Source organism: Candidatus Eisenbacteria bacterium (assembly GCA_035577985.1).
GTDB lineage: Bacteria > Desulfobacterota > Binatia > DP-6 > DP-6 > DATJZY01.
Map to the genome: position 1 here is coordinate 1 of DATJZY010000134.1, position 18,206 is coordinate 18,206.

Annotated in this window: 22 protein-coding genes; 13 read left to right on the forward strand and 9 right to left on the reverse strand. The window is 70.2% G+C overall.

The genetic code is table 11. The features are described from left to right. The gene (locus tag VMS22_19630) at nt 1-828 is read right to left on the reverse strand and encodes an SDR family oxidoreductase (GenBank protein HXJ36250.1); all 828 of its coding nucleotides are present in this window, start codon (nt 826-828) and stop codon (nt 1-3) included. A gap of 60 nt (nt 829-888) precedes the next feature. Here VMS22_19630 and VMS22_19635 point away from each other — a divergent pair, with 60 nt between their 5' ends. Continuing rightward, the gene (locus VMS22_19635; GenBank protein HXJ36251.1) at nt 889-1,191 is read left to right on the forward strand and encodes a hypothetical protein; all 303 of its coding nucleotides are present in this window, start codon (nt 889-891) and stop codon (nt 1,189-1,191) included. Next, complete coding sequence (locus tag VMS22_19640) at nt 1,191-1,808, forward strand: helix-turn-helix domain-containing protein (GenBank protein HXJ36252.1); 618 nt, start codon at nt 1,191-1,193, stop codon at nt 1,806-1,808. Before VMS22_19635 ends, VMS22_19640 begins: the two co-directional genes overlap by 1 nt. A 3-nt stretch (nt 1,809-1,811) precedes the next feature. On the opposite strand, the gene VMS22_19645 is transcribed toward VMS22_19640, so the two are convergent. After that, complete coding sequence (locus VMS22_19645; protein ID HXJ36253.1) at nt 1,812-2,336, reverse strand: VOC family protein; 525 nt, start codon at nt 2,334-2,336, stop codon at nt 1,812-1,814. A gap of 72 nt (nt 2,337-2,408) precedes the next feature. Here VMS22_19645 and ileS point away from each other — a divergent pair, with 72 nt between their 5' ends. The 3 genes from ileS to VMS22_19660 are packed head-to-tail and all read left to right on the forward strand — an operon-like array spanning nt 2,409 to nt 6,539. Continuing rightward, entirely contained in the window at nt 2,409-5,135 is a 2,727-nt protein-coding gene (ileS, locus tag VMS22_19650; protein HXJ36254.1) for an isoleucine--tRNA ligase, read from the forward strand. Continuing rightward, a complete protein-coding gene (gene lspA, locus VMS22_19655; GenBank protein HXJ36255.1) occupies nt 5,132-5,629 on the forward strand; it encodes a signal peptidase II in 498 nt (165 codons plus the stop codon). Before ileS ends, lspA begins: the two co-directional genes overlap by 4 nt. Nucleotides 5,630-5,672: 43 nt before the next feature. Beyond that, nucleotides 5,673-6,539 (forward strand): SDR family NAD(P)-dependent oxidoreductase, encoded by an 867-nt coding sequence (locus tag VMS22_19660; GenBank protein ID HXJ36256.1) that lies wholly within the window; start codon nt 5,673-5,675, stop codon nt 6,537-6,539. A 19-nt stretch (nt 6,540-6,558) separates the two neighbouring features. On the opposite strand, the gene VMS22_19665 is transcribed toward VMS22_19660, so the two are convergent. Further along, nucleotides 6,559-7,653: an Mrp/NBP35 family ATP-binding protein gene (locus tag VMS22_19665; protein ID HXJ36257.1), complete on the reverse strand. Its 1,095-nt coding sequence runs from the start codon at nt 7,651-7,653 to the stop codon at nt 6,559-6,561. A 169-nt stretch (nt 7,654-7,822) separates the two neighbouring features. On the opposite strand from VMS22_19665, the gene VMS22_19670 reads away from it, so the two are divergent. From VMS22_19670 to VMS22_19680, 3 genes are all read left to right on the forward strand, one after another. Then, nucleotides 7,823-8,077 (forward strand): helix-turn-helix transcriptional regulator, encoded by a 255-nt coding sequence (locus VMS22_19670; GenBank protein HXJ36258.1) that lies wholly within the window; start codon nt 7,823-7,825, stop codon nt 8,075-8,077. Nucleotides 8,078-8,253: 176 nt separating this feature from the next. Then, entirely contained in the window at nt 8,254-8,991 is a 738-nt protein-coding gene (locus VMS22_19675; GenBank protein HXJ36259.1) for a Smr/MutS family protein, read from the forward strand. Between the two features lie 17 nt (nt 8,992-9,008). Continuing rightward, a complete protein-coding gene (locus tag VMS22_19680) occupies nt 9,009-9,527 on the forward strand; it encodes a CDP-alcohol phosphatidyltransferase family protein (protein HXJ36260.1) in 519 nt (172 codons plus the stop codon). Here VMS22_19680 and VMS22_19685 read toward each other — a convergent pair. The 5 genes from VMS22_19685 to VMS22_19705 form a co-directional block, all read right to left on the reverse strand. Continuing rightward, complete coding sequence (locus tag VMS22_19685; GenBank protein ID HXJ36261.1) at nt 9,463-10,401, reverse strand: lysylphosphatidylglycerol synthase domain-containing protein; 939 nt, start codon at nt 10,399-10,401, stop codon at nt 9,463-9,465. The genes VMS22_19680 and VMS22_19685 overlap by 65 nt on opposite strands. Beyond that, complete coding sequence (locus VMS22_19690) at nt 10,398-11,396, reverse strand: ferritin-like domain-containing protein (protein HXJ36262.1); 999 nt, start codon at nt 11,394-11,396, stop codon at nt 10,398-10,400. The genes VMS22_19685 and VMS22_19690 overlap by 4 nt, the downstream gene beginning before the upstream one ends. Continuing rightward, the gene (locus VMS22_19695; GenBank protein HXJ36263.1) at nt 11,393-12,031 is read right to left on the reverse strand and encodes a TetR/AcrR family transcriptional regulator; all 639 of its coding nucleotides are present in this window, start codon (nt 12,029-12,031) and stop codon (nt 11,393-11,395) included. Before VMS22_19695 ends, VMS22_19690 begins: the two co-directional genes overlap by 4 nt. 74 nt (nt 12,032-12,105) lie before the next feature. Then, the gene (locus VMS22_19700) at nt 12,106-13,092 is read right to left on the reverse strand and encodes a Gfo/Idh/MocA family oxidoreductase (GenBank protein ID HXJ36264.1); all 987 of its coding nucleotides are present in this window, start codon (nt 13,090-13,092) and stop codon (nt 12,106-12,108) included. 42 nt (nt 13,093-13,134) lie between these two features. Continuing rightward, nucleotides 13,135-13,806 (reverse strand): alpha/beta fold hydrolase, encoded by a 672-nt coding sequence (locus tag VMS22_19705; GenBank protein ID HXJ36265.1) that lies wholly within the window; start codon nt 13,804-13,806, stop codon nt 13,135-13,137. Between the two features lie 138 nt (nt 13,807-13,944). On the opposite strand from VMS22_19705, the gene VMS22_19710 reads away from it, so the two are divergent. The 5 genes from VMS22_19710 to VMS22_19730 all read left to right on the forward strand — a co-directional run bounded on the left by VMS22_19710 (nt 13,945) and on the right by VMS22_19730 (nt 16,904). Further along, nucleotides 13,945-14,712 carry a transglycosylase SLT domain-containing protein gene (locus tag VMS22_19710; protein ID HXJ36266.1) on the forward strand — a complete coding sequence of 256 codons (768 nt, stop codon included), beginning with the start codon at nt 13,945-13,947 and terminating at the stop codon, nt 14,710-14,712. Between the two features lie 53 nt (nt 14,713-14,765). Further along, nucleotides 14,766-15,116 carry a ferredoxin family protein gene (locus VMS22_19715; GenBank protein HXJ36267.1) on the forward strand — a complete coding sequence of 117 codons (351 nt, stop codon included), beginning with the start codon at nt 14,766-14,768 and terminating at the stop codon, nt 15,114-15,116. A gap of 146 nt (nt 15,117-15,262) precedes the next feature. Next, nucleotides 15,263-16,378, forward strand: coding sequence for a sialidase family protein (locus VMS22_19720; GenBank protein HXJ36268.1), 1,116 nt, complete (start codon nt 15,263-15,265; stop codon nt 16,376-16,378). Further along, nucleotides 16,375-16,671 (forward strand): MoaD/ThiS family protein, encoded by a 297-nt coding sequence (locus tag VMS22_19725; GenBank protein HXJ36269.1) that lies wholly within the window; start codon nt 16,375-16,377, stop codon nt 16,669-16,671. The genes VMS22_19720 and VMS22_19725 overlap by 4 nt, the downstream gene beginning before the upstream one ends. 65 nt (nt 16,672-16,736) lie before the next feature. Further along, the gene (locus VMS22_19730; protein ID HXJ36270.1) at nt 16,737-16,904 is read left to right on the forward strand and encodes a hypothetical protein; all 168 of its coding nucleotides are present in this window, start codon (nt 16,737-16,739) and stop codon (nt 16,902-16,904) included. Nucleotides 16,905-16,919: 15 nt separating this feature from the next. Here VMS22_19730 and VMS22_19735 read toward each other — a convergent pair whose 3' ends face one another. Beyond that, nucleotides 16,920-18,134, reverse strand: a complete 1,215-nt coding sequence (locus VMS22_19735; GenBank protein HXJ36271.1) for a hypothetical protein — start codon at nt 18,132-18,134, stop codon at nt 16,920-16,922. Nucleotides 18,135-18,206: the final 72 nt, after the last annotated feature.

Here is an 18,206-nt window from a genome sequence, read left to right on the forward strand (position 1 = left end):
TCAGTCTCGCCAGTCGAGCGACTGGCGCATCATCTGCTCGTACTGCTCGAAGTCCATCTGCTTGTAGGCGGTCGCGATCATGTGCGCGTCCTCGCCGGCGAGGTAGCGCAGCTTCGGGGCGGGATCGTGGACGGCGTCGTAGATGAGGTTCGCGACCTCGGCGGGATCGGCCATCTCGCCGCCGGGACGCAGCCGCACGAGCCGTTCGTCGAAGCGCTCGGAGTACGCCCAGTAGGGCGACTTGGACGTGAATCCTGCGCCGGGGAACGCATTGTCCAGAAGCCGCGTCCCATACTGCCCGGGCTCGATCAGGACCACGCGCACCCCGAACGGGTGCACCTCGAAGTGGAGCGCCTCGGAGATGGCTTCGAGCGCGTGCTTGCTGGCGGAGTAGTAGCCGCCGTACGGCCGCGCGACGAGTCCGGCGATGGACGAGACGTTGACGATCGTGCCGGTGCGCCGCGAGCGCATGCGCGGCAACACCGCGCGGATCACGCGCAGCGTGCCGAAGACGTTGGTGTCGAACTGCTTGTGGACGTCGTCCGGGGTCGCGTCCTCGATCGACGAGCGCAGCTCGATGCCGGCGTTGTTCACCAGCACGTCGACGTCGCCCGCCTCGCGCACGGCGGCGTCGACCGACGCCTGGTCGCAGACGTCGAGCCGGGCGACGCGGATCGACAGGCGCTCCTCGACCGCCGCGGCGAGCTCCCTGGGCGCCTTCGCCGGGGTGCGCATCGTCGCGAGCACCCGGTCGCCGGCGCGCGCGAAGCGGAGCGCCGTCAGCAGTCCGAAGCCACTCGAGCAGCCGGTGACGAGAACGTTCGCCATGGGCCGCTTCTGACCACACTGACCGATTGAATGCAATGGGTCATTCAGGTATCCAGGGGCATGGCGGACGCCGAACCCCTGGGGGACGTCGCGACCCGGCTCCTGTTCGAGAACGAGCGGGTGAAGGTCTGGGAGATGCTGCTCGAGCCGGGCGAGGCCTCGGCACGACACGAGCACACCATGGACTACCTCCTGTGCATCATCGAGGGCACGAGCATCGACGCCGACTCGGACGGCGGGCAGCGCCTGACGATCCCGGTCGAGCCCGGCACCGTCTTCTGCGTGCCGCGCGGCGGCGTCGAGCGGGCCGTCAACCGAAGCCGGACGCGCTTTCGCGAGATCCTGATCGAGCTGAAGGACTGATGGCCCGCGCCGCCACCGCCGCCCGGCGCACGCCCGACGACAAGCGCACCGTCATCCTCGACGCCGCGCTCCTGCTGTTCGGCCGCTATGGCTACCGCCGCACCTCCATCGACGACATCGCGCGCGAGGCCGGCATCGCCAAGGGCACCGTCTACCTCTACTTCGAGACGAAGGAAGCGATCTTCCGCGCGCTCTCGCGGCGCGTGCTCGACGGCGTGCTCGCCCAGGCGCGCCGGGCCGCGGCGCTGCGGGGGACGCTCGAGGCGCGCCTCGGCGCCATCCTCGGGGCGAAGTTCGGCTTCTTCCACGACTTGCTCCATGGCTCGCCGCACGCGAGCGAGCTGATCGACTCGACGAGCCAGCTCGGGGCCGACATCCTGGCCAAGGCCGACGCCGCCTACGCGCAGCTTCTCACCAAGGCGATCGCCGACGCCATCCGCCGAGGTGAGGTGACGCCGCGCCGGATCGGTCTCACGCCCGATGCGATCGCCGACCTGCTCATGGCCGGCGCGCACGGCGTCGAGCATTCGGCGAAGCCGCCGCTCACGAGCGAAGCGCATCGCGCGAAGCTCGCGACGCTCGTGCGCGTCGTCGTCGCGGCGCTCGCGGTGCGCTGAGGATCACATCCTCCGGATCGGATCGTTGCCGTCCCACTCGCGCGCGACCTCGGCGATGTGCCGGAAGAAGGCGCCCTTGGCCCCACTCGAGTCGGACAGCTCGACCACCGTGCCCGGGTGCGCCTCGGTGTCGAAGTAGACGAAGCGGCCGTTGGCGCCGCCCGCGACGCCCGCCTGTTCGACGACGCAGCCGGCGGCGAGGCAGCGCTCGAGGTCGGCCTCGAACGTGTTCGTCCAGTAGGCCACGTGCTGGAGGCCCTCGCGCCCGGCGGCGAGGAAGTCGCGGTACATCGACGGCGCGTCGCCCCGCTGCTGGATCAGCTCGATCTGCAGGTCGCCGGAGTTGCCGAGCGCGATCGACACCTCGAGCGGCGAGGGCTTGCCGCGATAGGTGAACTCGGTGATCGGCGCGCGCTCGAAGTAGAAGAAGGGACCGACGCCGAGGACGGTCGTCCAATGGCGCAGCGCGGCCTCGATGTCGCGCACGACGTAGCCGTTCTGGCGGATTGCACCGAAGATCCGGCTCATGCCGCTCACTAGCGCAGTCGGCCTCTCCTTTGAAAGGCCCCAGGGCCGCTGCTACGGTCGGCCGCTCCGCCGATGGACTACAAGGACACCCTGAACCTGCCGCGCACCGAGTTCCCCATGAAGGCGAACCTCGCGCAGCGCGAGCCGGCGACGCTCGAGCGGTGGGCGCAGATGGACGTCTACCGCCAGCTCCTCGAGCACAATCGGGGCAAGCCGCCGTTCGTCCTCCACGACGGCCCGCCGTACGCGAACGGCAACATCCACATCGGCCACGCCCTCAACAAGATCCTGAAGGACATCGTCGTGAAGTCGCGGGCGATGATGGGCCGCTACACGCCGTACATCCCCGGGTGGGATTGTCACGGGCTGCCGATCGAGCTTCAGGTCGAGAAGGAGATCGGGCGCGCCAAGAAGGACGCGATGCCGAAGCCGGAGGTCCGTGAGCTGTGCCGGCAGTACGCGAGCAAGTACGTCGGCATCCAGCGGCAGGAGTTCCAGCGCCTCGGGGTTCTCGCCGACTGGGAGCACCCGTACCTCACGATGGACTTCGGCTACGAGGCCGAGGAGATCCGCGTCCTCGGACGCTGCATCGAGGTGGGGCTCCTCTATCGGGGCAAGAAGCCGGTCCACTGGTGCGCGTCGTGCGCGACGGCGCTCGCCGAAGCCGAGGTCGAGTACGCCGATCTCACGTCGCCGTCGGTGTACGTCGCCTACGCGCTCACGGCGCCCGTCGCCGGCGTCGACGGCGTCGCGGCGGCGGCCTGGACGACCACCCCGTGGACGCTGCCCGCGAGCCTCGCGATCGCCGTCCATCCCGAGCACGAGTACGTCGTCGTCGACGCCGGCGGGCGGAAGCTCCTCGTCGCCGCCGAGCGCGTCGAGACACTCGCCAAGGCGATGCGTCTCCCGAGCGTACCGCGCGAGCTCGCGCGCGTGCGCGGGCGCGATCTCGAGGGCATGCGGGCGCGGCATCCGTGGCTCGATCGCGAGGTGCCGGTCGTGCTCGCCGACTACGTGACGCTCGAGAGCGGCACGGGCCTCGTCCACACCGCCCCCGGTCACGGTCACGACGACTACCAGACCGGGCTCCGCTACAAGCTCGACGTCTACGCCCCGGTCGACGATCGCGGGCGCTTCACCGACGAGGTGCCCGAGTGGAAGGGCGAGCGCGTCTTCGACGCCGACCCGAAGATCGTGGCGCATCTGCGGTCGGCGGGCACGCTGCTCGCCGCCGAGGACTTCGTCCACAGCTACCCGCACTGCTGGCGCTGCAAGAACCCGATCGTGTTCCGCGCCACGGAGCAGTGGTTCGTCGGCATGGACCGCGCGCACCTGCGCCAGCGCGCGCTCGACGAGATCGATCGGGTGAAGTGGGTGCCGCCGTGGGGCCGCGATCGCATCTACGGCATGATCTCCGCCCGGCCCGACTGGTGCATCTCGCGCCAGCGTGACTGGGGCGTGCCGATCGTCGCCGTCTACTGCGAGGCCTGCGGGAAGGCGCACTTCAGCCGAGCCCTGTGCGATCACGTGGCCGGCATCTTCGAGCGCGAGGGCGCCGACGCCTGGTTCCGGCGGCCGGTGGCGGACCTCGTCCCCCCGGGCTTCACGTGCGACGCGTGCGGCGGCACGACGTTCCGTCGCGAGACCGACATCCTCGACGTCTGGTTCGACTCGGGCGCGAGCTGGTCCGCCGTGGTCGAGAAGCGTCCCGAGCTCGGCGGGCACGCCGACATGTACCTGGAAGGGAGCGATCAGCATCGCGGCTGGTTCCACTCCGCGCTCCTCACGCGCGTCGCCGTCGCCGAGCGGGCGCCGTTCGACGTCGTGCTCACGCACGGCTTCACGCTCGACGGCCAGGGCCGCAAGATGTCGAAGTCGAGCTTCAACGCGGTCGCGCCCAACCAGCTCATCAAGAAGTACGGCGCCGAGATCCTGCGCCTGTGGGTGGCGGCCGAGGACTACCGCGAGGACGTCCGCATCTCGGACGAGATCTTCGCGACCCTCTCCGAAGCCTACCGGCGGATCCGCAACACAGCGCGCTTCCTGCTCTCGAATCTGTACGACTTCGACCCGGCGCGCGACGCGATCGCCACCGCGCGGCTCCCTGAGCTGGAGCGCTGGATCCTGCACCGCACGCACGGCCTCATCGAGCGCGTGCGCGAGGCCTACGAAGCCTACGAGTTCCACCTGATCTATCACGCGCTCAACAACTTCTGCGCGGTGGACCTCTCGTCGCTCTACCTCGACGTCCGCAAGGACCGCCTGTACTGCGAGAAGGCGACGAGTCCCGAGCGCCGCGCGACGCAGACGGCGATGCACGCGGTCTGCGACACGCTGCTGCGCCTCATGGCGCCGGTCCTCTCCTTCACGGCCGAGGAGGCGTGGGGGTTCCTTCCCGGTGCTCCGACCCCGAGCGTCTTCCTCGCAGGCCTGCCCGAGGCGCCGGCCGAGTGGAGCGACGCCGCGCTCGGCACCCGCTACGACAAGCTCCTCGAGCTGCGCGGCGAGGTGACGAAGGCGATCGAGGACGCACGGCGCGCCGGCGTGGTGAAGCAGTCGAGCGAGGCCAAGGCGGTGATCCATGCGACGCCGGCGGTCGCCGAGCTGCTACGCGCGACCGACGACGTGCGATCGTTCCTCATCCTGGGCGACCTGGAAGTCCGCGCGTCCGCCGCGCTGCGGGTCGAGGTCGAGAAGGCGTCCGGCGGCAAGTGCGAGCGCTGCTGGAACGCGCGCCAGCTCGGCACGCGCCCCGACCATCCGGCGCTCTGCGAGCGCTGCGCCGGGGTCGTTCCGTGATCGACCGGCGGCTACGTCTCGCCGCGCTGGTGGCCGTCTGCGTCGTCGTCGTCGACCAGGCGACGAAGACGCTCGTCGAGCACACGATGACGCTCTACGAATCGATCCCGCTGCTCCCGTTCCTGTCCCTCACGTACGTGCGCAACACCGGGGCCGCGTTCGGGCTCCTGCGCGACCTCCCGGTGGCGCTGCGCTTGCCGCTCTTCGTGGTCGTCACGGTCGTCGCCGTCGCGACGCTCTGGTCGTACCTCCGCCAGGTGCGCGCCGACGAGCTGTGGGTCGCGGGCGCGCTCGGCGGCATCCTCGGCGGCGCCGCCGGCAACTTCATCTGCCGCGTCCGCTACGGCGAGGTGGTCGATTTCGTCCACCTCCATTACCGGGGCTTCGACTGGCCGATGTTCAACGTCGCCGACTCGGCGATCTCGATCGGCGTGGCGCTGGTGCTCGTACACTCGCTGCGATCGCAGCCGCGCGCGCAGGCCGCGACCGACTGACCCGCTTGCCGCCCGGCATGCTCCTCGTGTTAGACGCGGGGGCATGAAGGAATTCAGAGGACGCGTAGCGGTCGTCACCGGGAGCGCATCGGGCATCGGTCTCGCGACCGCCGAGCGCCTGGCGGCCGAAGGCATGAGGATGGTGCTCGCGGACGTCGAGGAGGGCGCGCTACGGGCGGCATCCGAACGGCTCGCTGCGCGGGGCGCGACGGTGCTCGCGGTCCGGACCGACGTCACGAAGCCCGAGCAGGTCGACGCCCTCGCGCGCCGCGCCTACGAGCAGTTCGGCGCCGTGCACGTCGTCTTCAACAACGCCGGCGTCGAGGTGACCGGCGCGATCTTCGAGAACTCCGTGTCGGATCTTCGCTGGGTCGTCGACGTGAACCTCCTGGGGGTCCTCTACGGCATCCGGAGCTTCGTGCCGCGCATGCTCGAGGCCGGCAGCGAGGGCCACGTCGTGTCGACCGCATCACTGGCGGGGCTCACGACCGCGCCGTATCTCGACGTCTACTGCGTGACCAAGTTCGGCGTCGTCGCGGCGATGGAGTGCCTCTACAAGGAGCTCTGCGCGACGGGGTCGGCGCTCCGCGCGTCGGTGGTGTGTCCGGGCCTCATCAACACCAACCTCATGAATGCCGAGCGCAATCGTCCCGCCGATCGTCGGGAGCCGGGAACGGCCGCGCCGAGCGCGGGCGGCATGGCGATGGACGCGATGCTGCGCGCCGGGCTCGAGACCGGCTATCCGCCGTCGGTCGTCGCCGACGCGGTCTTCCAGGGAATTCGCGACCAGCGCTTCTGGGTGATCCCGTCGCAGGCCGAGCTGAAGGCGAACATCTACACGCGGCTCGACGAGGTGCGCGAGGAGCGGAACCCGGCGATCGAGGTAGCGGGGCTTCCCAGCCCGACCTGACGCCCGAACGGGTGGGCGGCTACCGCAGAACCGTGAGACCTGGCGGCCGGGGCGCCGCGGCCGCCGCTTGGCGCCGCGTCGCCTCGTCGAGCCGCACCAGCACCCGCTCGGCGATCTCGCGATAGGCGCGCGACACGGGGTGCGACGGCTCGGCGACGACGATCGGGCGGCCGGCGTCGGCCGCCTCGCGCACGGCGCGCACGAGCGGCAGCTCCCCCAGGAACGGCACGCCGAGCTCGCGCGCCATGCTCGCGCCGCCGCCGTGACCGAACAGCTCGGCGCGCGCGCCGCAGCCGGGGCAGAGGTGGTAGCTCATGTTCTCGATCACGCCGAGCACGGGCGCGTTCACCTGGCGGAACATCTGGATGCCGCGCCGCACGTCGGCGAGCGCCACGTCCTGCGGCGTCGTGACCACGATGCCGCCCGTGATCGGCACCTGCTGCGTGAGCGTCAGCTGCACGTCGCCGGTGCCGGGCGGGAGATCGAGCACGAGGAGGTCGAGCTGGCCCCAGTCGCAGTTGCGCAGGAACTCGGTGATGAGCTTGGTCAGCATCGGGCCGCGCCAGATGATCGGCGTCTCGTCGGCGACGAAGAAGCCCATCGACATGACCCGCAGGCCGTAGCGCTCGATCGGGACGAGCCGGCGTCCCTCGCCTGGCCCCGACTTCTCGGTGATGCCGAGCATGAGCGGCACCGACGGACCGTAGACGTCGGCGTCCATGAGGCCGACGTTCGCGCGCAGCGTCGCGAGGGCGAGGGCGAGGTTGGTGGCGACGGTCGACTTGCCGACGCCGCCCTTGCCGCTCGAGACCGCGATCACGTGCTCGACGCCGGGGATCGGCTGGGGGCCGCGACGCGCCGCCGGCTGCTCGGCCTGCTCGCGTACGATCTCGATCGTGCCGGTGACGCCCGGCGTGGCGGCGATCGCCTGGTGCACGGCGCGGGCGATCTCCTGCACGACGTCTTCCTTGGCCGTGCTCGGCGCGAGCCGCACGGTGACGCCGCTCGCCGACACCTCGATGTCGCGCACGACGCCGAACGACACGATGTCCCGCGTGAAGCCCGGATACGGGATGATCTTCAGTCGCTCGAGCAGCTCCTGCGGGGTGGGCATCCGGGCCGGGCATTAGCAACGGCCCAGGGATGGGGCAAGGCAAGCGTCATGAATTGGACGACAAGGCTGTGAGCGGCGATAAGGCACCGGCCGCGTCAGCCTCCCTCCGAGACTTTTCGGGGGGTTGTGCCCTGGCACCTGGGTTGCTTCCGGCCACAGCGAGACGCCTATGCAAGCAAACGCGACCACCCCGATCCCCTCCAACCCGCCGAGCGACGCCGGACGCATCATCCGCGCTTGGCGGCAGCGGGCCGGCCTCACCCAGGAAGGTCTCGCGCAAGCGCTGAGCGTCACGTTCTCCACCGTCTCGCGGTGGGAGAACGGGCACGTGCTGCCGTCGAAGCTGGCGTGGCGCGCGCTTCAGCAGCTCGCCGACGAGCGCGGCTGCCCGCTCGACACGAAAGTCCTGGAGCAGCACAGCTGAGATGCCGTCCCACGTCCTCGAGCGTTCCTCCACTGCCGCGCCAGCTCGGCTGGCCGCGGCATGCCGGTCGCGCGTACCACGAACGCGACACCCTCGCGTCCTACCCCGACCCGAGACGTAGTCCTGGGTCGGCGTGCTAGTAGCGTCGCGCCGGCGCGTGATGATAGATCGCCGGTATGGCCCGGCGTGGTCCACGCGCCGGCGCTGACGCCTCGAAGCGCGCGCGCGCCGATGCTCCGCTGAACGCGCCGTTCCGGGGCCTGCGTCAGCGCCTCGAGACACACGCCCCGCCGCCCCCGACCGTGAAGCCGGCGCCGAAGGCGCCGCCACCGCCCGACGACGCGATCCTCTTCTCCAACGCCATGCAGGGCGTCGCACGTCTGGCCGCCCACGAGCGCGAGCGGATCGCGGGACCGGCGCCCGCCGCGGAGCCGCGCTCGGTCGTGACCGAGGAGGCCGAGGCGCTCGCCACCCTCTCGGATCTGGTGAACGGCGACGGCACCTTCGACATCAGCGAGACGCGCGAGTACCTGGAGGGGCACGTCCTGGGCCTCGACCCGCGCGTCGTTCGCCGGCTGCGGCGCGGCGACTTCGCGTGGCAGGCCCACCTCGATCTGCACGGCATGACGGCCGCCGTCGCGCGCGACGCCGTCGAGCGCTTCGTCGTCGAGGGTGCGCGGGCAGGGCTGCGCTGCCTGCTCGTGGTGCACGGGCGCGGGCTCAATTCCAAGGACCAGATCCCGGTCCTGAAGGAGCGCATGAAGACGTGGCTCGCGCGCGGGCGGATCGGACGTCACGTGCTCGCGTTCACCAGCGCGCGGGCGGTCGACGGCGGCGCCGGAGCGCTTTACGTCCTGCTGCGGCGCGATCGCACGCGGCGTCCCATTCGCGTGACCGAGGGGACCAAGCGATAGGCGTCGTCGCCGACCTGCTGGGCCTCCTTCGTCTCGCGATGGCGGGCGCGTTTCCGTTCGCGCTCGCCGCCGGCGGGTGGACGTCGCTCGGCGTCTTCGCCGTCGCGGCGACGAGCGACTACGTCGACGGGCCGCTCGCGCGCCGGTCGGGACGCACGACGCCGTACGGCGCGCTGCTCGACGCCGTCGCGGACGTCGTCTTCGTGCTCACCGGGACGATCGCGGCGGCCGCGAGCGACCGTCTGTCGTGGCTCGTGCCGCTCGCCATCGCCGGCTCGGCGACCGCGTATCTCGTGGCGTCGGTCCGGCGGAGTCGGACGAGCGGGCGACCGGCGCGCTCCTACTCGCTCCTCGGGCACGCGGCCGGCGTCAGCAACTATGCCTTGGTCGGCCTCGTCGCGGGCAGCGTCGCGCTGCCGTCGGCGGTGTGGCCGGCGCTCCTCGCCGCCGGCGGCGTGATCGTCGTCGCGCTCAACGCGGGAGCGCTGTTCCTGCGGGCTCTGCCGGCGCGTGGAGCTGGCGCATCGCCGGCTTGAGGAAGCACAGCCCGAGAAGCGCGTTCATCATCAGGAACGTCAGGTGGGCCGCGAGGCTGTAGGCGACCAGGCTCGCCTCGGGCGCGCGATCGCCGAAGAAGTACACCCACGCCGCCTGCGCCGGCCCGAGCTTTGCGGCCGCGGGCATCGCGGAGAAGAAGAAGATGAGGGGCAGGTAGGTGAGCAACGCCATGAACGGGAGGTGGACGCCGAAGAGCGGGAGCGCGAGCCAGTACACCGTGACCGCCGCGAGGAGGTTCGGCGTCTTCAAGAGGAGCAGCACGAGGTACTGCCAGGGCTTCGCGCGAAAGAACGTCTGCAGGAGCTGCGCGGAGCCGATGCGTCCGCCACGCGGCCGCGAGAAGTACCAGAGGTGCAGCGCGAGATAGGCGGCGAGGATCGCGTACGGCCAGGGAGACACCGACCGCCCGAGCTCGCCGGTGAGCGTCGCGCCGACGAACGAGTAGACCGCGAGCTGGTAGATCTCGACCAGGGCGACGACCAGCACCGTACCCGTCACCTGCCAGAACGGGATCCCGTAGCGCTTGTGCAGGAAGACGGCGAGCCCGCCCTGGCCCAGCTGCGTATTGAGCAGCGTGAGGATGTAGGTCGTGGCGCGGATCGGGAACACGTCGGCGTAGCGGACGGGGACGTTGAACCAGGTGACGGCCTGGCGCACGACCGCCGCGTCGACCGCGCAGAAGAAGAGCGAGTAGGGCACCATGAGCGCGATGAAGGTGCCCCAGCGGGCGCCCTCCAGCGCTTCGACGACGCGAGCCACCGGGATCTTCCAGAAGAGGATCCCGAAGATGACGAGCGTGACCGCCCAGGGGGCGATCCGTGTGAGGGCTCTGGGCGCGCCCTCTGCGCTCAGGCGGACGGCTCCTCGTTCTCGAACTGCAGGATGCCGAGCTCCGCGAAGCGCTCGCGCACGAACGGCGTGAGGAGCCCGAGGCGCTTCACGTTCGGTACGATCTTCGAGAAGAGCATCTTGCGGAACTCCTGCATCTGGGGCGAGTGAAGCACGATCTCGCGGACCTCGTCCACCGGCCAGCCCATCTCGACCCAGACGTCCTCCATGAGCAGGCGGTCGCGCATGAGGCGGCATCCCTCGGCGAGGAACTCCTCGCGGTCCCGCTTCTCGGACGCCTTCATGTCCATGAAGTAGTCGTTCAAGGAGAGGACGCCGAAGGCCACGTGACGCGACTCGTCGCGCATCACGTAGTGCGTGAGGTCGGTCAGCAGCGGCTCGTTGCACATCTTGTGCATGAAGCCGAACGCCGCCATCGCGAGCCCTTCGACCATGATCTGCATGCCCAGGTACTTCATGTCCCAGCGCCCGTCGGTGAGGATCTGGTCGAGCATCGTCTTCAGGTGGACGTTGCACGGGTACTGCCGCGTCAGCTTCTCGTGCAGGTACCGGCTGTACACCTCGACGTGGCGCGCCTCGTCCATCACCTGCGTCGCCCCGTAGAACTTGCTCTCGATGGACGGCGTCGCGTCGACGATCTGGGCGGTCGCGAGGAGCGCGCCCTGCTCGCCGTGCATGAACTGCGAGAGCGTCCACGAAAGCGCTTCGCGGCGGAGCTTCTTCACCTCGCCCGGCGTCAGCTTCTCCCAGATGTGCGTCCCGTAGATCGGGATCTGGAAGTCGGGGACCAGCTCCGCCTCGGGATCGACCGGGGTGTCCCAGGCGAGCTGGTCGGTGGCGTTCCACTGATCGCGCTTCGCCTTCTCGTAGAGGTTCGTCAGCTCCTTGCGAACCATCTCGTAGTTCCAGGTGTAGGTGAGGTCGAACGTCGTGAGCAGGGCCTCGATCTCGTCGACCGGATTCGTCGTGCTGTCGTGGGCGGCTGCGGCGGTCGTCATCGCTCGGCTCCCTTCCTCTGTGGTGCGCGGGCCGAGAGCCCGTGCAGCGCGATCGTCGTCATGGCGTCCTGGAGCTGCTTCATCGGAATGGATTCGTGCTCGGTCCACCACGAGAGGATCTGCGTCGCCATGCCGACCATGGCCTGGGCGGCGACTGCGGCCGGCACGCGGGTGAACGCGCCGGTGGCCATCCCCTCGCGGATGTTCTCTTCGATGTCGGCTGCGAACAGGTCCTGCGCGCGCCGGATGACGTCGTGGTACGCGGCGGCGTGCCCGAACACGATGCGGAACACCTCGCGGTTCTGCTGCGCGAACCGGCAGAAGGCGGTGTTGGCGCTGCGCAGGCGCGCGACCGGCTCGGTCTCCTTGAGGCGCGCGTGGTCGATGGCCGCCTTCAAGCGTCCCACCGTGTCCTCGACGAGCGCGTCGAAGAGAGCGTCCTTGGTCTCGAAGTGGAGATAGAAGGTTCCGACTCCGACGTCGGCCGCCGACGCGATGTCGGCGATCTTCGTGTCGTGGAACCCCTTCTTCGCGAGCACCCCGACGGCGGCGGCGAGCAGCTCCTGGCGCGTCCGCTCCTTGCGGCGCTCGAAGCGATTCGCTTCGGGCTCGACCCTGAGTGACGCTGCCTTCATCACTGAACTGCGATTCAGTTAAGCCGGCGGTCGGACCGGTGTCAACCATTTTTCCCGCCCGGGAGGGGCCGGGGCTAGAACGAGCGCCGGACGACGTCGACCGTGCCGCCGCCGGCCGCCGCGGCGCGGCACGCCTCGGCGACCTCGACTGCGCGGGCCCCGTCCTCGAGCCCGACGGGCGGGGTCTCTCCGCGTCGCAGGAGCCCCTCGAACGTGGCCACGACCTCGCGCACCGTGAAGGCCGGGGGCGGGAGGTCGATCGGCGTCCGCTCGAGGCCGCGCACGCGGTAGGCCCAGTGGAGCTGATGGTCGGCCACGACCTGCCCCTCGGCGCACGCGGCGTCGAGCAGCCCGGAGCGGCCGGCGGTCGCACGGCAGCCGCTCACCGTGACGAGCGCGGCGCTCCCTTCGAGCTCCAGGATCGCGACGAAGTTGTCCTCGGTCCGCTCCGTCGCGACACGCGCCGTGCGGCACGTCACGCGCGCGACCTCGCGTCCGGTGAGGAAGCGTACGAGATCGAAGCTGTGCACGCCCGTATGCAGGAGCATGCCGCCGCCCGAGATCTCGGGACGATCGAGCCAGTCGAGCGACGAGATCTCGAAGCGCTGGTTCAGTCCGAGTGCGCGCAGCGGCCCGAGCGTCGGGAGGAGGTCGCGCACCGCCCGCGCGACGACGTTCCAGCGCAGCGTGTGCGCCATGAGGCACGGGACGGCCGCGGTCCGCATCGCACGCACGATCGCGGCGGCGTCGTCGCCGGTCGTCGCGAGCGGCTTCTCGATGAGGAGCGCCTTTCCGGCCGCGGCCGTCGCCTCTGCGATCTCGCGGTGGAGGGTCGGGGGTACGACGACCACGACCGCGGCCACGTCGGGATCGGCCACGAGCGCCCGCCAGTCGGCGTGGAAGCGCGCTCCCACGTCGCGTGCGAGCGCAGCGCCCGCCTCCGCGTCGCGCCGCGAGAGCGCGGCGAGACGAAGCTGCGGGAAGTCCTTCGCGACGTGATTGGCGTAGCGGACACCGTGCTTGCCGGCGCCGATGAGCCCGAGCCCGATGCGCGCTGCCATGTCGTCCCCGCGGTAGTCTCGCCCGCCGGGGGATGTCAACGCTCAGGAGGCGAAATCGAACCGGCGCTGCTGATCGCCGTGGGTGAGGGCGAGATCCGGGCTCGTGAGGAAGCGCGTCACCTCGTGCGTGACGCGCTCGTGCACGAGCAGACCCCAGTGGCCGCAATCGGGCACCACCACGACCCGACCGCCGGGACGCAGGTGGGGCGCGTGCGGCCCGTACACCGGATGCGGCAGCGGCACGATGGGATCGTGCTCGCCGAAGATGGCGAGCTCCTTGGGCGGCAGCGGCGAGCCGAAGTACGGCGAGCCCAGCGTCACGAGCCGCCGCACGGGGGCCTCGGGCGCCATGTCGACCAGGTAGCGCGCGACGAGGCCGCCGAAGCTGTGCCCGACGACGTCGACGCGACGGACGCCCGTCTCCCGGCAGACCTCGGACACGACGTGCCCGAGCCGCGTCGCCAGGCGCGGCCAATCGATGCGCGGGCCGTAGTCGAAGTAGGCGACGTTCGTGACGCCGCGACCGGCGAGCGCCTGCTTCACGGCGCGAAAGTTCGTCCGGTCACCGAGGAAACCGTGCGCGAACACGACGGGCGTCGGGTGTGGAACGTTCGGGTCGAACGCCGCCGACCGCTCGACGAGACGCAAAGGCAGCCACGTCGCCGCCCGGCCGATGGCCGAGACCTCGAGCTGGAGCACCCGCACGTTCACCATGCCCCCCGACCTCCCCACGGTGCGTGTTCGCGTCGAGGGCTCCTTCGCAGGCGATCGCGTCGAGGTCAAGGGGGGGCTTGGCAACCGATTCCCGAGTCTGCTACTGGCGCCGAGGCCTTCCGTACGTCAGGACCGCGAATGCTCCCTGGCGCAACGAAATACACGATCGCCCTGCTCGTTCTCCTCGGCGGTTTCGTCGTGACGCCGGCGTGCGCCCGACAGGCGGGGGGCGAGCTGCGTTTCCCGGCCGCCATCTCGGACGAGCTGCTGCGCGACCTGCTCGAGATCGGTCGCGTGGACCCGAAGTCGACCCGCGACCCCGAGGCATGGAAGCGTTGGGGGCAGGCACCGGCGGCCAATCAGGAGTCGTCCATGCGTGCGGTCATCGCCGCGCTCATGGGAACGCGCCCGCCCCTCAGCCTTGCCGCGTCGATCCTCGCCATCGCCCGCGTCGAATCGGGGTGGAACCCGAACTCCGAGAATCCGAGCTCGACCGCGTGCGGGATCTTCCAGTTCATCAAGGCCACCTGGGAGAACTACGGCACCACGCGCGAGAGCTGCTTCAATCCGGACCTCAACGCCTGGGCGGGCGTGAAGCACCTGACGATGCTCTACGAGAGCCACGTCGAGGATCAGATCCGTCCACTGCGGCTCGTGACGACCGAGCTCGAGCGCGTCGAGTGGACCTATCGGATGCTGTACGCCTACCACTATCACGGCGAAGGATCGGCGCTCGCGCCGAACGGCGGCGATCTCGAGGCGCAGGTCGCGGCCGAGAACGGCCTTGCGCAGCTGAAGGGATTCTTCTCCGTTCTGAAGAAGGCGACGTACGTTCCGCCCGCCCACAAGGTCGTCCGGGTCGCACGAAAGCCCGCCTCCGGCCAGGCGAAGCGGCGCCGGGGCTGATCGTCTTCGCCCGTTGCATTGGCAAAACCCGGGCTGCTAGGAGTCGCTGAGCCATGGCCTACATCATCACTCGTCTCTGTCGTGACTGCGTGGACACCGGCTGCGTCGCCGTCTGTCCGGTCGACTGCATCTACGAGTACACCGGCACCGACAAGGAGACGTTCCCGAACCAGCTCTACATCCATCCCGACGAGTGCATCGATTGCGGCGCCTGCGAACCCGAGTGCCCGTGGCAGGCGATCTTCGAGGAGGTCGCCGTCCCCGACGTCTTCAAGGACGACACCCCGCTCAACTACAAGATCATGGAGACGCCGGGCGACTTCGCGGTGAAGAAGCACGAGAAGATCGAGCACCCGACCGCCGAGCAGGTGGCCGAGAACAAGAAGAAGTGGGGCTGGAGCTGAGCGCTCGGCCTCCCGTCACCTGACCCCCGACCGGCCGCAAGCGGGCGCCGCCGCCTTTGGGGCCGGATGTCGATTTCGAACCGGCTCGTTCGACGATACTACGACACCACGCACGGTGCGGGTGCGGCTAGCCGAGGAGAAGCGCCATGAGCGGGGTTCGGGTACTGGTCGGGACGCGCAAGGGTGCGTTCGTGCTGACGTCGGACGGAAAGCGCGAGCGCTGGGACGTCAGCGGTCCCCACTTCGGGGGCTGGGAAATGTACCATTTGAAAGGATCGCCCGCCGAACCGAACCGCTTGTACGCGTCGCAGGGCACGAGCTGGTTCGGGCAGCTGATCCAGCGCTCGAACGACGGCGGCCGGACGTGGGAGCCGGTCGACAACCACTTCGCGTACGACGGCGTTCCCGGCACGCACCTGTGGTACGACGGCACGCCCCACCCGTGGGAGTTCGCGCGCGTGTGGCACCTGGAGCCGTCGCCGACCGATCCCGATACCGTCTACGCGGGCGTCGAGGACGCCGCGCTCTTCCGGACGACCGACGGCGGGCAGTCGTGGCACGAGCTGCCGGGGCTCCGCACGCACGAGTCCGCCTCGTCATGGCAGCCGGGTGCCGGCGGCATGTGCCTGCACACGATCCTGCTCGATCCGCGCGATCCCAAGCGGATCGTCATCGCGATCTCGTCGGCGGGCACGTTCCGGACCGACGACGGCGGCACGACGTGGCGGCCCGTCAATCGCGGCCTCCGGTCCGAGCAGCTTCCCGACCCGACCGCCGAAGTCGGACACTGCGTGCACCACATCGCGGCGCACCGCTCGCGCCCAGGTGTGCTCTTCATGCAGAAGCACTGGGACGTCATGCGGAGCGACGACGCCGGCGGCACCTGGCGCGAGGTCAGCGGCAACCTGCCGAGCGATTTCGGCTTCGCGATCGACGTGCACGCGCACGAGCCGGAGACCATCTACGTCGTGCCGATCAAGAGCGACTCGGAGCACTATCCGCCCGAGGGCAAGCTGCGCGTCTACCGCAGCCGGACGGGCGGCGACGAGTGGGAGCCGCTGACGAACGGCCTCCCGCAGCGCGACTGCTACGTGAACGTGCTGCGCGACGCCATGGCCGTCGACTCGCTCGATCCGTGCGGCGTCTACTTCGGCACGACCGGCGGGCAGGTCTACGGATCGGCGAGCGCGGGTGACCGCTGGGCGCCCATCGTGCGCGATCTACCGGCCGTGCTCTCCGTCGAGGTGCAGACGCTGCCATGATCCGCGTCGTGCTCCCGACGCATCTGCGCAAGCTCGCGCGCGTCGAGGGCGAGGTCGAGCTCGACGTCGAGGGGCCGGTCACGCAACGTACGGTGCTGGACGCGCTCGAAGCGCGCTTTCCCATGCTGCGTGGGACGATCCGGCACCACACGACGCAGCGGCGCCGCCCATTCGTGCGCTTCTTCGCCTGCCAGGAGGACCTGTCGAACGAGGCGCCCGATGCGCCGCTGCCCGATGCCGTCGTGACGGGCGCCGAGCCGTTCCTCGTCGTCGGCGCGATGGCCGGCGGCTGAGTCGGCGCGATGGTCGATCCTCCACCGGGCTTGAGCGAGCGGACGGTTCCGGAAGAGAATGCGCCATGCCCGACCAGAAGCTCGACGACGAAATGCGGGAGCTCACGTTGCGCGTCCAGCTCGCGGAAGAGGTCATCCGCGCCATGGAGGACGACGCCGTGCCGCCCGCTGCCATCCCACCCTGGGAGCGCTATCGCGCGCAGTTCCCCCGCGACGAACCCGTGAACCCGTGAAGCTCCGATCCGCGTTCAGCTCTGGCAGGCCAGGTCGACGATCGGATCGTCGGTCGCCACGGCTCCCTCGACCGTGACGTTGCCGTCGGCGTCGAAGGCGACGTCGAAGCCGCCCTGCAGGGACTGTCCGTCGGGCTGGATCGCGATCGTCGCCACGCCGCCCGACGCACGCACCCGCCACTCGCCCACCTGCGTCGTGCCGGTACGCATCGCATAGCGTCCGGTGTCGCACAGCCCGAGGGTCGTGAGCACGTTCGGAGCCTGGACGAAGAAGAAGGCGTGACCTTCGAGGGCGGTCGTGAAGCGAGCTGCGAGATCCAGGTCCGCGCACGCGGCGCGCACGTCGCGCTGCTGGACCGGCGCGTCGTCGATCCGGATGTCGCCGCCGGCCTCGACTTCGACGCCGAAGACCACCGTCGAGCCGCTGTCCAAGGTGAGCACGAGCGTACCCGACGAACCGATGGTCCACGTGCCGCGGAACGTCTCGACGGTCGACGGCTGGCCCGCGGTTACGAACGTCTGGACCATGCGGCCCGAGCTGCAGAGCTGCAGCTCCTCGCGCCGGTTGGGATCGCCGTCGGGTGCTTCGATCTGGAGCGCGCGATCGCTGACGGCGCGGGCGATCTCCGCGACGCGGGCCGCAGCGAGGTCGTCGGGATCTGGCTGGTCGGGGCCGTCCGCCGGCTCGGCGCACGCCGCAGCCGCATCGATCTGCTGGGCCGTCTGGCCGCCCACGAGCAGCGCGCCCGTGGCGTCGTGATCGATCGGCAGCGGATCCGGGCCGTCGCTCTTCTGCGCCGAGTCGTCCCCGGTGAAGACGATCGCCGGAGCACGGTCGACGATGGCAACTTCCCACGTGCCGGAGCGCTCGGTGATGATCTGAAGGCCTTGGCCCGGGTCGGCCGACGCCCGGTCGGCCAGCTTGAACGAGCCGCTCGCGCAGAGCGTGAGCGACGAGATGTCGCCGTCGGCGATCGCGAGGCGCTGGTCGCCGAGCTCGCGCGTCAGGTCCTCGGTCGACGGGCACGCGATGGCCGGGGTCGTAGCCTTGCAGGCGCGGATGAGCGGCCTGCGGCACCGACGCTTCTCGGCGCCGGTGAGACCGGCGCACTGCTCGAGAACGCGGGGCCGGCACTCCTGCCGGCAGACCGCCCCCGGGGTCCTCGCCCCCGCGGGCAGGGCGGTTGCGAGCGCAGAGCCGATCACCAGAGCCATCGTGAGCCGTCGCATGAGATCCCCTCCTTCGGACATTTCGAAGGATCTACGCCCGAGGGGGGAGGGCAGATGCGTCTGGCCGGAAGG

What these genes read in the sequence shown, in the direction of transcription:
- VMS22_19720 (HXJ36268.1), top strand. Translation starts at nt 15,263, where the DNA reads ATGAGCGGGGTTCGGGTACTGGTCGGGACGCGCAAGGGTGCGTTCGTG.
- VMS22_19640 (HXJ36252.1), top strand. Translation starts at nt 1,191, where the DNA reads ATGGCCCGCGCCGCCACCGCCGCCCGGCGCACGCCCGACGACAAGCGC.
- VMS22_19635 (HXJ36251.1), top strand. Translation starts at nt 889, where the DNA reads ATGGCGGACGCCGAACCCCTGGGGGACGTCGCGACCCGGCTCCTGTTC.
- VMS22_19730 (HXJ36270.1), top strand. Translation starts at nt 16,737, where the DNA reads ATGCCCGACCAGAAGCTCGACGACGAAATGCGGGAGCTCACGTTGCGC.
- VMS22_19670 (HXJ36258.1), top strand. Translation starts at nt 7,823, where the DNA reads ATGCAAGCAAACGCGACCACCCCGATCCCCTCCAACCCGCCGAGCGAC.
- VMS22_19725 (HXJ36269.1), top strand. Translation starts at nt 16,375, where the DNA reads ATGATCCGCGTCGTGCTCCCGACGCATCTGCGCAAGCTCGCGCGCGTC.
- VMS22_19715 (HXJ36267.1), top strand. Translation starts at nt 14,766, where the DNA reads ATGGCCTACATCATCACTCGTCTCTGTCGTGACTGCGTGGACACCGGC.
- VMS22_19705 (HXJ36265.1), bottom strand. Translation starts at nt 13,806, where the DNA reads ATGGTGAACGTGCGGGTGCTCCAGCTCGAGGTCTCGGCCATCGGCCGG.
- VMS22_19645 (HXJ36253.1), bottom strand. Translation starts at nt 2,336, where the DNA reads ATGAGCCGGATCTTCGGTGCAATCCGCCAGAACGGCTACGTCGTGCGC.
- VMS22_19695 (HXJ36263.1), bottom strand. Translation starts at nt 12,031, where the DNA reads ATGAAGGCAGCGTCACTCAGGGTCGAGCCCGAAGCGAATCGCTTCGAG.
- VMS22_19675 (HXJ36259.1), top strand. Translation starts at nt 8,254, where the DNA reads ATGGCCCGGCGTGGTCCACGCGCCGGCGCTGACGCCTCGAAGCGCGCG.
- VMS22_19700 (HXJ36264.1), bottom strand. Translation starts at nt 13,092, where the DNA reads ATGGCAGCGCGCATCGGGCTCGGGCTCATCGGCGCCGGCAAGCACGGT.
- VMS22_19660 (HXJ36256.1), top strand. Translation starts at nt 5,673, where the DNA reads ATGAAGGAATTCAGAGGACGCGTAGCGGTCGTCACCGGGAGCGCATCG.
- ileS (HXJ36254.1), top strand. Translation starts at nt 2,409, where the DNA reads ATGGACTACAAGGACACCCTGAACCTGCCGCGCACCGAGTTCCCCATG.
- VMS22_19735 (HXJ36271.1), bottom strand. Translation starts at nt 18,134, where the DNA reads ATGCGACGGCTCACGATGGCTCTGGTGATCGGCTCTGCGCTCGCAACC.
- VMS22_19710 (HXJ36266.1), top strand. Translation starts at nt 13,945, where the DNA reads ATGCTCCCTGGCGCAACGAAATACACGATCGCCCTGCTCGTTCTCCTC.
- VMS22_19630 (HXJ36250.1), bottom strand. Translation starts at nt 828, where the DNA reads ATGGCGAACGTTCTCGTCACCGGCTGCTCGAGTGGCTTCGGACTGCTG.
- VMS22_19690 (HXJ36262.1), bottom strand. Translation starts at nt 11,396, where the DNA reads ATGACGACCGCCGCAGCCGCCCACGACAGCACGACGAATCCGGTCGAC.
- VMS22_19665 (HXJ36257.1), bottom strand. Translation starts at nt 7,653, where the DNA reads ATGCCCACCCCGCAGGAGCTGCTCGAGCGACTGAAGATCATCCCGTAT.